Raw genomic sequence first — 12,579 nt, 5'->3', positions numbered from 1 at the left:
CAGGCACCATCTACCAGCACACCCAAGATCCCTACCAACTGACACATGTATCGGGACTTCAACACTGACAGATGTCATGGGACTGAATAGTTCCGCGCTGACGGAAACTGTCCAAGACTGCCAGCTGTGGCGGGTGAAGCTGCCTGGGTCGCGCCGCGGGGGAACAGTTGATCTCTGTCTTCACGGGAGATCAACAGTCTCGGCGGCCAGTCGGGCAGCTCGCATGGTCAGGTAGAGCTGTTCTGGACGGCTGCTCGTCCGGGCGGCGGCGATCCGGTAGTCGGCGACCGCCTGGGCCCGGTCGCCGGCCATCTCGTGCAGGTGGGCGCGGGCGGCGGCCAGCCGGTGGTGTCCGGCCAACTGCGGGTCGTGGGTCAACGCGTCGAGAGCCGCCAGGCCGGCGGCCGGTCCGTGCACCATGGCCGTCGCCACGGCCCGGTTGAGGGCCACCACCGGGCTGCCGGCCAAGCGTTCCAGCACCTCGTAGAGCGCCAGGATCTGCGGCCAGTCGGTCTGCTCGGTGCTCGACGCCTCGTCGTGCAGGGCGGCGATGGCGGCCTGCACCTGGTACGGACCGACCGGCCCGCGCGGCAGGGCCCGGGTGACCAGTGCGACGCCCTCGGCGATCGCCGTCGCGTCCCAGCGGCTGCGGTCCTGATCGGCGAGTGAGATCAGCTCGCCGGAGGGCCCGGTCCGCGCCGGGCCGCGCGCCTCGGTGAGCAGCATCAACGCCAGCAGCCCGGCCGATTCGCTGTCGTTCGGCAGCAGCGTGTGCAGCGCGCGGGTCAGCCGGATCGCCTCCGCCGCGAGGTCGACGCGGCGCAGGTCCGGGCCGGTGGTGCTGGTGTGCCCCTCGGTGAAGACCAGGTACAGCACCTGTCGTACGGCGACCAACCGTTCCACCCGCTCCGCCGGCTCGGGCATCCGAAACGGCAACCCGGATGCCCGGATGCGGTGTTTGGCCCGGCTGATCCGCTGCGCCATCGTCGCCTCGGGCACCAGGAACGCGCGGGCGATCTCGGCGGTGCTCAACCCACCGACGGCCCGCAGGGTCAACGCCACCGCCGACGTCGGCGCGAGCGCCGGGTGGCAGCAGAGGAAGAGCAGGACCAGCGTGTCGTCCCGCTCGGCGGTCAACTCCTCGTCCGGGGCTGGCGCGTACCGCTGGTCGTCCCGATCCCGGCGGGCGACCAGGTCCTCCCGGCGGCGTCTGGCCTGCTCACCGCGGACCAGCTCGATCATCCGCCGGTAACCGACCTGGATCAGCCAGCCACGGGGGTTCGCCGGTAGCCCCTCGGTCGGCCACTGGGTGGCGGCGCCCAGCAGCGCCTCCTGCACCGCGTCCTCCGCCGTGGCGAAGTCACCGAAGCGGCGGCTGAGCACGCCGAGGACCTGCGGCGCCAACTCGCGCAGCAGGTCCTCGATGCGGGGATCGGTGTTCAGCCCTCACAACTCCTGTGCCGGGGCGGACATCACCGGGTGCACCTCGATCGGCATGTTCAGCGGCCGGCCACCGGGGCCGGGCGCCGTGGAGATGTGCGCAGCCAGCTCCACGGCCCGCTGCGGGCTCTCGCAGTCGACGATCCAGAAGCCCGCCAGGAACTCCTTCGTCTCGGCGAACGGACCCTCGGTGACCACCGGCACCCCACCCTCACCGGCGCGGACAATCCGGGCCTGCTGCGGGCCGCCGAGGCCCTGCCCGTCGACCCACTCACCGGCGGCGGTCAGCTTGGCGTTGACCTCGCCCATGAAGGCGATGTGCGCCCGGACCTCGTCCTGGGTCCAGGTGTCGATGCTCGGGAAATCGGTCCCGGCGGCGCTGAACTGCATCAGCAGCATGTACTTCATGATTGGCTCCTCACGCCTGCGCACCGTCGTCGGTGCTCTCACAGTGAGGTAGAAGCAGGCCCCGCCGTTCTCGACACCCCGGCCGAAGATTCTCCAAAATCTTTTCAGTCGACGGCGTCGACCTCCAGCACCAGGCTCTGCTCCGGGTGCAGGGCGGGCAGTTGCACACCCACCCGGGCCAGCGCCGCTCCGCTGAGGGTGAGACCACCCGCCAGCCAGGTGGGCGGGGACAGGTCGATGCTCGCCGGGGCGGGCACGCCCGACACCTGTCGTACCCGGTACCGCCGGCCCGGGTCGAGGCCGGGCAGGCGCACCGCGCCGGGCACCTGCGTCACCGATGTGGTCAGCCGGGCCACCGCGTACACCGCTCGGGTGTTGTCGTGATCGACCACGCCGTGCGCCCAGACGGCCTGGTCCGGGTGATCGACCCGGACCACCCGACCAGCGTGCAGCAGCGGGCGCAGCCGCTTGTGCAGCGCCACCCAGGCGGCCAGCTCGGTCTGCTCGGCAGCGCTGATCGAGGCGATGTCCCACTCGATGCCGTGGTGGCCGAAGAGCGCCGCCGCCGCCCGGAAACCCAGGTCGTGTACGCGGTTGGTGGTGTGCGAGCGTTCCGGGCCGACGTGGGTGCCGATCAGCTCCGGTGGCAGCAGCAGCCCCGTCCAGCGTTGGATGCTGAGCCGCTCCAGGGCGTCGTTGCAGTCGCTGGCCCAGACCCGGTCGGTACGCGCCAGGATGGCCAGGTCCACCCGGGCCCCGCCGGACGAGCAGCTCTCGATCTCCACACCCGGGTGCCGATCGCGCAACTCGTCGAACAGCCGGTAGACCGCCAGGGTCTGCCCGTGCACCCCGGGGCGGCCATGGTGCCCGGCCTCGGTGAGGTCCCGGTTCTGGTCCCACTTGAGGTACCGGATGCCGGGGTGGTCGGTGAGCAGCGTGTCGAGACGTTCCAGAACGTAGTCGTACGCCTCGGGGCGGCCCAGGTCGAGCACCTGCTGATGACGCCAGGCCGGCGGCAGCCGCCCCGGCACGGCGAGCACCCAGTCGGGGTGCGCGCGGAACACGTCCGAGTCGGGGTTGACCATCTCCGGCTCGACCCAGAGGCCGAACTGGAGGCCCTGGCCGGTGACGTGCTCGATCAGCGGTTGCAGACCGTCCGGCCAGACGCTCTCGTCGACGTACCAGTCGCCGAGCCCGGCGGTGTCGTCGCGCCGGCCGCGGAACCAGCCGTCGTCGAGCACGAACCGCTCCACGCCGATCTGCGCGGCCCGATCGGCGAGCGCCCGCAGCCGGTCCAGGTCGTGGTCGAAGTAGACCGCCTCCCAGACGTTGAGGGTCACCGGGCGCGGGGAGCGCGGGTGTCCGGGGCGGGCCCGGAGGTGGGTGTGCAGCACGTCGCTGAGCCCGTCCAGCCCGGCGTCGGACCAGACCGCGTAGAGCAGGGGAGTCTCGTACGACTCGCCGGGGCCGAGCCGGACCTCGCCGGGGGCCAGCAGCTCGCCGCCACCGAGGGTGGACTCGCCGGTGGGCCGACGTTCGGCGAACGTGACGTGGTCGCCGCTCCACGCGGTGTGCACCGCCCAGACCTCGCCGTGGCCGAAGCCGAACCCGGTGGTGCCGGCCACCAGCAGCAGAGTGGCGTCGTGCCCGGTGCGGCCGTGCCGGCCCTCGCGGACCCAGGCGCCGTGCTGCCACGGGTGCCGCTGCGGCGATCGTTCCCGACACCACCGGCCGGTCAGGTCGAGCAGCTCGGTGGCGACCGCCGGCACCGGCAGCACCGGCGTCAGCTCCCGCAGCTCGTACGTGCTGTCGCCGTCGTTGCGCAGCCGGTGCCGAACTGTCAGCAGGCCGTACGGGTCGAGCGTGATCTCGATGGTCACTGTCAGCCCGGCGGCCGGGTCCGACGCCCGGACGGTCACCCGCGCCGGTCCGTCGGCGGGCTGGTCGACGTCGAGACCGTCCAGCCGGAACGCGGGGGACCAGCCGGCACCGTCGCGGTGCCCGGCCAGGCCGGGCCGCCCGCTCCAGCCGGCGCTCGCCTCCGGCAGCACTGACAGCACGGTCGGCTGGTCGAAGCTGCTCGGCACCACCGGCGGTACGGTCGCGTCGGTGAGCTGGCGCAGGCCGTCGTCGTCGAGGTCGCCGACGTCGCCGCCCCAGTGCACGACCCGGGGCAGCCCCGGGCCGCGCGCGTCGAGCACCAGGCTGGTTCGCGCGCGGCGCAGGTGCAGGATCGTCATCCTTTGGAGGCTCCCAAGGTCAGGCCCCGAACGAAGTGCCGCTGGAGCATAAAGAAGATCACCAGGGTGGGGATCGCGACGAGCACGCTGCCCGCCGAGACCAGGTTGTTGTCGGTGAAGAACTCACCGCGCAGGTTGTTGAGCGAGCTGGTCACCGGGAACTTGTCGCCGGTGCGCATGAGGACTGTGGCCCAGAAGAACTCGTTGTAGATCCAGGTCACCTCCAGCGTCGCCAGCGCGGCCAGGGCCGGCCGGCACAGCGGCATGGTGACCTGCCAGTACTGTCGCCAGATGCTCGCCCCGTCGACCATCGCCGCCTCGTACAGGTCACGGGGCAGCGCCTTCATGTAGTTGCTGAGCACGAAGACACAGAAACCACACTGGAAGGCCACGTTGATCAGGATCAGGCCCCAGTAGCTGTCGTAGAGCAGCTCCGAGTCACTCATGAACTCCGGGAGCGGCACCTCGGTGAACAGCCGGAACAGCGGGATGAGCAGCGCCTGCTGCGGCAGCAGGTTGGCCGCGGTGAAGACCCCGAGCAGGACGAGGTTGAGCTTCCAACTGAACCGGGCGATGACGAACGCCACGCAGGAGGCGAGGAAGAGGGTCAGCAGCACCGCCGGCACGGTGATGTACACCGAGTTGAGGAAGTGCTGCCCGAACTCCGCCGTCCGCCAGGCGGTGACGTAGTTGGCGAAGGTCCAGCCGCCGAACGACACGTAGCCGTTCGCGGCCGTGTAGTCGTACGAGCGCAGCGAGGTCAGCACCGCCCAGGCGATCGGGAAGAGCCAGGCCAGCGAGACGACGATGAGGAAGCCGTGCAGCAGGATCCGCAGCGGGGTCAGTTTGCGGCGGCGCGGCGGCGCGTCGGCCCCGCCCTCGGTACGCCGGGTGACGGTCGCGGTGCTCATTCCCGGTTCTCCCTCATCACGGTCGCCAGGTAGATGGTGATGAAGACCAGCGAGACGACCAGCATGATCGTTGCCAGTGCCGAGCCGAAGCCGATCCGGCTCGCCTCACCCACCACGTTCTGGGTGACCAGCGCGGAGATCAGCTCCAGCCCGTTGCGGCCCTTGTTGACCACCCAGACCAGGTCGAACGCGCGCAGCGACTCGATCACGGTCACCACCAGCACGATGATGTTGATGGGTCGCATGACCGGGAACACGACCCGGAAGAACGCCCGGCTCTCCGAAGCGCCGTCGACCGCCGCGGCCTCGCGCAGCGACGGATCGACGCCCTTCAGGCCGGCCAGGTAGAGCAGCATGATGTACCCGACGTGTCGCCACCCGGAGGCGACCATCACCGCCCAGATGTTGACGTTCGAGTCGCCGTACCAGTCGATGCTGCTGCCGAAGACGGCGTTGATCAGCCCCTGGTCCCGGGAGTAGAGCAGTTGCCAGACGAAGCCGATGAGCGCCAGCGAGAGCACCACCGGCAGGTAGAGCGCGGTCTGGTAGAAGCGGCTGCCCCGCAACTCCTTGTCCAACAGGACGGCCAGGAACATGCCGAAGGGGGTGGCGACCACGAACAGCGCCGCCAGCCAGAGCAGGTTGTGCTGGATCGCCGGCACGAACGGCGGGTAGATGTTCACCACGTCGCTGTAGTTGCGGGCGCCGACGAACTCGATCTCGTTGAGGGGGCCGATGCCATCCCAGTTGGTGCCGGAGAGCAGCACGGTGGCCGCCGCCGGCAACCAGACGAACCCGGTGACGAGCAGCAGCGGGACGAGCACCATCAGCGTGATGACCACGCGGTCGGTGCGGGACAGGAGCCGTAGCCGCCGGCGACGACCACCCGTGGAGGTGGTCGTGGCCGGCGGCGGCACGGCGCGATCCGCTTGGATCAGGGGCAGGTCGGACACGATGTCCTCCCCCTTCCGCCGTCAGTCAGTGAAGATCGACTTTTTCTGGTTCTCAATGGACGAGGTGAGCCCGCCGATGTCCTTGGGGTTCTTGATGAACTGCTGGAGCGCCGGGATGATCACCGTTGAGGCGAAGTCCGGCCGGGTGTCCCGGTCGAGGAACTGCGCGATCTCGGTGGCCGATCCGACCAGCTCGGCGGCCTTCTTCTGCAGTGCGGTGTAGCCGCCGACGTCCGCGCCACTGTTGGCGACGAGGACGGCCGGGTCGTTCTTGAGGTTGATGTCCGCGGCGGCCTTGCCACCGAAGTACTCCAGCAGCTTGCGCGCGTTGTCCTCGTTCTTGGGCTTGCGGGCCATCATGTAGCCGTCGATCGGAGCGTCCAACGCCTTGGCGCCGATGGCCGGGTCGATCTCGGGGAAGGTGAAGAAGTCGAGGTCGTCCTGCTCGTCGTTGCTGAACTGCTGACCGACGAAGAGGCCGAGCAGGTACATGCCGCTCTTCTTCTGCTGCAACGACTGCGCGGCCTCCTGCCAGGTGCGGCCGAGGCTGTCCGGCTGGTGCAGGGGGAGCAGGCCGGCCCAGGTGTCGAAGACCTTCTTGACCTTGTCGGAGGTCCAGGCCTCCTTGCCGGCCATCAGGTCGATGTGGAACTGGTAGCCGTTGATGCGCAGGTTGAGGATGTCGAAGGTGCCCATCGCCGGCCAGCCGTCCTTGTCGGCGAAGGCGATGGGGATGAGGCCGTCCCGTTTCATCTGCGCGCTGAGGGCGGTGAACTGGTCCAGGGTGGTGGGCACCTGGTAGCCGTGCTGCTGCCACACCGATTTGCGGTAGAAGACCGCCCACGGGTAGTACGTCGCGGGTACGAAGTACTGTTTGCCGTCGTCGCCGGTGGATGCCTTCTTGAAGGCGTCGGAGTAGCCGGAGAGCTTGCTCCACACGTCGCTGATGTCGCTGGCCAGGCCCTTCTGCGCGAAGAAGCGCATCCGGTAGCCGGCGAACCAGGTGAACACGTCGTCGGGCTTGCCCTGTAGATAATTGTTGATGTTCTCCTGGAACGTGTTGTGGTCGACGGTATTGACCGCGACCTGCACGCCGGACGAGGTCTTGAAGCCGTCGGTGACCTTGACCAGGACGTCCTTCGGCTTCGGGTCGGACTGGTTCGAGCCGAGCGACACGTCCTTGCTGGACCCGCCGGAGCCGGAGTCGTCGCCGCAGCCGGAGAGCAGGCCGGTGCCGAGCAGCGCGCCCGTGCCGGCCGCGCCAGCCAGCAACGATCGTCGGTTGATGCCGGCGACTGAGGGCGGTACGAGCCGAGCCAGGTACTCGGCTTGGGATTGGGGACGGGACATCTGTGCCTCCTGCGGATGAGAAGGAGCTACGCCCAAGGGCCTCAGGGTGGTGAAGGCAGGTCCAGCGCCGTGATCACACATTGAGATCCACCGAGAATCCACATTGGCGAACACGAACGGCCATTGGGGCCTCAAGCTACCCTGCGGTCAGGCGCTGTCAAGAGGGCAGTTCGCCTCTGATAACCCAGTCGTGACACGGCCGTTACGTGGTAAACGTTGGAAAGAAGCTCGATGTTGGAACCTGTTGACTTCAGTGGTCCGACGGGGGCACCCTCAGCTGTCATGCGGCGATGGCAGGGTGACGGCATCTATTTCGGCGGCGACTACAACCCCGAGCAGTGGCCCGAGGAAACCTGGTCCGAGGACGTCGACCTGATGCGCCAGGCCGGGGTCAACCTGGCCTCCGTCGGCATCTTCTCCTGGGCGCTGCTGGAGCCCACCCCGGGGCGGTTCGAGTTCGGCTGGCTGGACCGGGTGCTGGACCTGCTGCACGACGGGGGCATCCAGGTCGACCTGGCCACCGCAACGGCCAGCCCACCGCCGTGGTTGGCCCGCGAGCACCCGGAGACGCTGCCCCGCCGGGTCGACGGCGCGATCCTCTGGCCGGGGGGACGGCAGGCGTACTGCCCCAGCTCACCGGTGTTCCGCGAGCGGTCGCTGGAGCTGGTACGCGCGGTCGCCGGCCGCTACGCCGAGCATCCCGCCGTGGTCATGTGGCACGTCTCCAACGAGCTGGGCTGCCACAACGTGCACTGTTACTGCGACGTCAGCGCTGAGGCGTTCCGCGGCTGGCTGCGCGAGCGCTACGGCGACCTGGACCGGCTCAACGACGCCTGGGGCACAGCGTTCTGGAGTCAGCGCTACGGCGACTGGGCCGAGATCAACCCGCCGCGTACCGCACTGACCTTCGCCAACCCGACGCAGCAGCTGGACTTCCTGCGGTTCTCCTCCGACGAGCAGCGTGCCCAACTGCGCGCCGAGCGCGAGGTGTTGCAGACGCTGGTCCGGCAGCCGATCACCACCAACTTCATGATCGGCTTCGGCATCAAGCACATGGACTACCACTCCTGGGCGTCCGACGTGGACCTCGTCTCCAACGACCACTACCTGACCGGCGCCGACCCGCAGGCGCACCTCGGGCTGGCGTTCGCCGCCGACCACACCCGGGGCGTCGCCGGCGGTGACCCGTGGTTGCTGATGGAGCACTCCACCAGCGCGGTCAACTGGCAGCCGCGCAACGTGGCCAAGCTGCCCGGGCAACTGCGCCGCAACAGCCTCGCGCACGTCGCCCGCGGCGCCGACGGGGTGCTCTTCTTCCAGTGGCGTGCCTCCCGGGCCGGCGCGGAGAAGTTCCACTCCGCGCTGGTGCCGCACGCCGGGCCGGACACGAAGGTGTTCCGCGAGGTCTGCCAGCTCGGCGCGGACCTCAAGGCCCTCGCGGAGGTACGCGGCAGTCGGGTGGACGCCGACGTGGCGATCCAGTTCGACTGGGAGGCGTGGTGGGGTGTCGAGTTGGATTCACACCCCAGCGTCGACGTCACCTACACCGACCGGCTCAAGGCCCTGTACGACTCGCTCTGGCGGGCCGGCGTGACAGCCGACATCGTCCACCCGTCGGCCGACCTCAGCGGCTACCGGCTGGTCCTGGTGCCGACCCTCTACCTGGTCCGGGACGCCGACGTCGCCGCGCTGGACCGGTACGTCGCGGCCGGGGGCACGGCGGCGGTCACCTACTTCAGCGGCATCGTCGACGCCAACGACCACATCCGGTTGGGCGGCTACCCGGGCGCGTTCCGGGAGTTGCTCGGTGTCCGCACCGAGGAGTTCTTCCCGCTGCGCGAGGGCGAGCAGGTTCAATTGGACGACGGCAGCACCGCGGACGTGTGGACCGAGTGGGTGCACCCCGACGGCGCCGAGGTGCTCGCCTCGTACACCGATGGGCCCTTGCCGGGCGTGCCGGCGCTGACCCGGCACCGGGTGGGCGACGGCGCCGCCTGGTATGTCGGCACCCGGCTGGACGAGCAGGCCACCGATCGACTGGTGGCCCGGCTGCTCGCCGAGGCCGGCGTCCGCCCGACGGTGTCGGCGCCGTCCGGGGTGGAGGTGGTCCGCCGCCGCGACGGCGACCGGACCTGGCTGTTCGCGATCAACCACACCGACACCGAGGTACGCCTACCGGTGCACGGCGTCGAGCTGTTGACCGGAGGACACTGCGCCGGTGAGCTGGCACTGCCGGCCGGTGAGGTGGCGGTGGTCCGTGAGGATCGGACCTGATTCTGAGAACAGTCACGGCGCGAAGGAGGTTCCCCACATGCTCGCCCAGCAGCGGCAGACCGCCATCCTCGATCTGATCCGCCAACGTGGCGGGGTGCGGGTGAGTCACCTGGTCAGTCGGTTCGGCGTGTCCGACATGACGATCCGGCGCGACCTGGAGGTGTTGGCCGAGCGCGGCCTGGTCGACAAGGTGCACGGCGGCGCGACCCTCGCCGGGCCCGGCTCGGCCGAGGAACCCGGCTTCGCCGCGAAGTCGATCCGCCAGCAGGCGGAGAAGCGGGCCATCGCCGAGCGGGCGGCGACGATGGTGGAGCCAGGGATGGCCATCGCGCTCTCCGCCGGCACCACCACCGCCGCGCTGGCCACGCTGCTCTCCGACGTACGCGGGCTGACCGTGGTGACCAACTCGATCCCGGTGGCCGACGCGCTCTACCAAAACCCGCGCGCCGACCAGACCGTCGTGTTGACCGGTGGCATCCGCACCCCGTCGGACGCGCTGACCGGGCCGGTGGCCGAGGCGGCGATCAGCGCGCTCAACGTCGACCTGCTGTTCCTCGGTGTGCACGGCCTCAGCCCACGGACCGGTTTCACCACACCCAACCTGCTCGAAGCCGGAGTCAACCGCTGCCTCATCGGCGCGGCCCGCCGGCTCGTGGTGCTCGCCGACCACACCAAGTGGGAGACGATCGGCATCGCCACCATCGCCCCGCTGGAGGCCGCCGACGTGCTCATCACCGACCGCGGTCTGCCGACCGAGGCACGCACCACGATCGGCGAACAGGTCGGCGAGCTGGTGATAGTCGAACCCGACTGACCAACCATCCTCGTCGGACGGCCCGCTGCTCACCCGTCCGGCGGACCAGGACTCGAACAAGGGAGCACGGCCATGATTGCGGTCAAGGTGCGACTCGCTGCCATCGCCGTCGTGGGCCTGACCCTCGTCGGGATGCTGAGTTGGGTGGCCGGCGCGTGGCCCGCCGACCAGACCCGGGCGACAGTCGATCACTGCTATGTGACCCACGATCGACTGGAGGCCATGCACAGCCGGTGCGTCGGCAACTGGACCCGCGGCGGCCGCGGGCAGCAGGGGCCGATCCACGGCGTCGACGTCCAGGAGTCCTGGCAGGTCATCGACGACGAGCCCAACAGCGCGTACGAGTGGGAGGTGGCCGTCCCGGCCACGGCGCGACAGCCACGCGTACTCGCCGACACCCGGCAGGCATGGGCGTTGTCGCCGCGTGCCCTGCCCTGGGGTCTGGTCCCCGCCGGCCTCATGGCGCTGCTGGCCGCGCTCGCCTGGCTGATCACCGCGACGGTCAGGGCACCTCGGCCGGCGCCGAGCGCCACGCCCGCCTGACAACGGCCGGCCCCGACGGCGCTGGCAAGGCGCGCTTCACAGCCACCTCACAGGGGTGCTGGATAGGGTGCCGTTCGAGTCAACGTCCGACTCCAGCCTGGAGCGGTCGGCGTCGCACAGGAGTTCCGATGGTCTTCAAGAAGATGTTGAGCGCGTTCGGTGTGGGCGGTCCCAGCGTGGACACCGTGCTGACCAACCCCAACACCCGGCCCGGCCTGACCCTCGACGGGCAGGTCAACCTCGTCGGTGGCGACGCTGAGGCAGCCATCGAGCAGGTGGTGATCGGCCTGGTCACGCGGGTCGAGGTCGAGGGACACGACACCGAGTACGCGGGCACGATGGAGTTCCACCGCATGGCGGTCAGCGGTTCGCTCCAGCTCGCCCCGAAGCAGCAGCTCTCGATCCCGTTCCAGCTGCCGGTGCCGTGGGAGACCCCGATCACCGACGTGTACGGCCAGCGCCTGCACGGTATGACGATGGGTCTGCGTACCGAGTTGGCGATCGCCCGCGCTGTCGACAAGAGCGACCTGGACCAGGTGGCGGTGCACCCGCTGCCGGTGCACGAGCGGATCCTGGAGGCGTTCCAGCGGCTCGGCTTCCGGTTCAAGCACGCCGACCTGGAGCGTGGTCACATCCGGGGCGTGCAGCAGACGCTGCCGTTCTACCAGGAGATCGAGTTCTTCGCCTCCCCGCAGTACGCGAGCACCATCCGGGAGGTCGAGCTGACCTTCGTGACCAGCCAGCGCGGTGTGGAGGTCATCCTGGAGTGCGACAAGCGCGGCGGGTTCCTCAGCGCCGGGCACGATGCGTTCGGTCGCTACCAGGTGTCGCACGCCGACGTTGACCGGGTGGACTGGGCGCAGGTCGTCGACGGCTGGCTGCGCGAGACCACGTCCCGCTACGGCAGCCTGCGCTCCCAGTACGGCCCGAGTCACGGTCACGGTCACAGCCGTGGGCACGGCATGGGCGGCATGGTGGCCGGCGCCGCGCTGGGTGTCGCCGGCGGCATGATCGCCGGCGAGATGATCGAGGAATCGTTCGAGGGTGACTTCGGCGACTTCGGTGGCGACGAGTAGCCGCTACAGATAAACGCCACAGTGGCCTCCGGGAGGATCTCCCGGAGGCCACTGTGCACTGTGAACCGGTCAGTGCCGGGCCTTGCGCTCCTCGCCGCTGCGCCAGTTGCTGCCGGCCTTCGAGAGGCCACGGCTACCGAGGTAGCCAAGCGTCAGCAGGGTGATCAGGAACCAGGCGTTGTCTGCCCGGAAGATGTCCACCCCAGCGGAGTTCTGACCGACGACCTGCGACGCGCCCAGTACGGCGGCCACCGCGATCAGGTAGATCCAGAACTCGGTGGTCTTGAACGCCTGCTTGGTCTCCGTACCGGGTGCCTGCATGTCGTTGCGGCGCCCGTCATGCATCACCGGCATCTGCTGGGTCTGCATGTCCCGCATCTGAGCGGGATTCTGCGGGTCGTTCATGGGCCGGTTCATCGGCCGGGTGGAAGCAGCCTGCGTGCTCATCTGGTCCTCCTCAGGATGCGATGAGTCGTACCTGCATTCCCTCGCCCCGCTACCGCGTTTCGGCCACGGCACGGTTCGCTTTCGTGGCGGGGACAACCCCCGACTACCCGAGGCCCCCGAGCA

General features: G+C 69.5%; 11 protein-coding genes. 4 read left to right on the top strand and 7 right to left on the bottom strand.

Annotated elements, in window-relative coordinates; genetic code table 11:
* Positions 1-180: 180 nt before the first annotated feature.
* The 6 genes from FB453_RS33455 to FB453_RS33430 form a co-directional block, all read right to left on the bottom strand.
* Complete coding sequence (locus FB453_RS33455; RefSeq protein WP_145796714.1) at positions 181-1,443, bottom strand: sigma-70 family RNA polymerase sigma factor; 1,263 nt, start codon at positions 1,441-1,443, stop codon at positions 181-183.
* 3 nt (positions 1,444-1,446) lie between these two features.
* A complete protein-coding gene (locus FB453_RS33450; protein WP_145796712.1) occupies positions 1,447-1,848 on the bottom strand; it encodes a YciI family protein in 402 nt (133 codons plus the stop codon).
* A 104-nt stretch (positions 1,849-1,952) separates the two neighbouring features.
* Positions 1,953-4,088 carry an alpha-galactosidase gene (locus FB453_RS33445; protein ID WP_145796710.1) on the bottom strand — a complete coding sequence of 712 codons (2,136 nt, stop codon included), beginning with the start codon at positions 4,086-4,088 and terminating at the stop codon, positions 1,953-1,955.
* A complete protein-coding gene (locus FB453_RS33440; protein ID WP_145796708.1) occupies positions 4,085-4,999 on the bottom strand; it encodes a carbohydrate ABC transporter permease in 915 nt (304 codons plus the stop codon). The genes FB453_RS33445 and FB453_RS33440 overlap by 4 nt, the downstream gene beginning before the upstream one ends.
* Positions 4,996-5,952 carry a carbohydrate ABC transporter permease gene (locus FB453_RS33435; RefSeq protein ID WP_112585086.1) on the bottom strand — a complete coding sequence of 319 codons (957 nt, stop codon included), beginning with the start codon at positions 5,950-5,952 and terminating at the stop codon, positions 4,996-4,998. Before FB453_RS33435 ends, FB453_RS33440 begins: the two co-directional genes overlap by 4 nt.
* A 21-nt stretch (positions 5,953-5,973) precedes the next feature.
* The gene (locus tag FB453_RS33430) at positions 5,974-7,302 is read right to left on the bottom strand and encodes an ABC transporter substrate-binding protein (protein WP_145796706.1); all 1,329 of its coding nucleotides are present in this window, start codon (positions 7,300-7,302) and stop codon (positions 5,974-5,976) included.
* A gap of 282 nt (positions 7,303-7,584) precedes the next feature.
* Between FB453_RS33430 and FB453_RS33420 the strand changes: the two genes are divergently transcribed.
* The 4 genes from FB453_RS33420 (at position 7,585) to FB453_RS33405 (ending at position 12,009) form a co-directional block, all read left to right on the top strand.
* A complete protein-coding gene (locus FB453_RS33420) occupies positions 7,585-9,576 on the top strand; it encodes a beta-galactosidase (protein WP_145796704.1) in 1,992 nt (663 codons plus the stop codon).
* A gap of 37 nt (positions 9,577-9,613) precedes the next feature.
* Complete coding sequence (locus FB453_RS33415) at positions 9,614-10,390, top strand: DeoR/GlpR family DNA-binding transcription regulator (RefSeq protein ID WP_112675483.1); 777 nt, start codon at positions 9,614-9,616, stop codon at positions 10,388-10,390.
* 72 nt (positions 10,391-10,462) lie between these two features.
* Positions 10,463-10,933, top strand: coding sequence for a hypothetical protein (locus FB453_RS33410; protein ID WP_145796702.1), 471 nt, complete (start codon positions 10,463-10,465; stop codon positions 10,931-10,933).
* Positions 10,934-11,061: 128 nt separating this feature from the next.
* Positions 11,062-12,009 (top strand): sporulation protein, encoded by a 948-nt coding sequence (locus FB453_RS33405; RefSeq protein ID WP_145796700.1) that lies wholly within the window; start codon positions 11,062-11,064, stop codon positions 12,007-12,009.
* 69 nt (positions 12,010-12,078) lie between these two features.
* On the opposite strand, the gene FB453_RS33400 is transcribed toward FB453_RS33405, so the two are convergent.
* Entirely contained in the window at positions 12,079-12,456 is a 378-nt protein-coding gene (locus tag FB453_RS33400; protein WP_112603907.1) for a hypothetical protein, read from the bottom strand.
* Between the last annotated feature and the right edge of the window lie 123 nt (positions 12,457-12,579).

The organism is Micromonospora sp. CNZ322, assembly GCF_007827755.1.
Note: the sequence above shows the minus strand (reverse complement) of the source record. Positions and strands in the feature narration are given on the sequence as shown.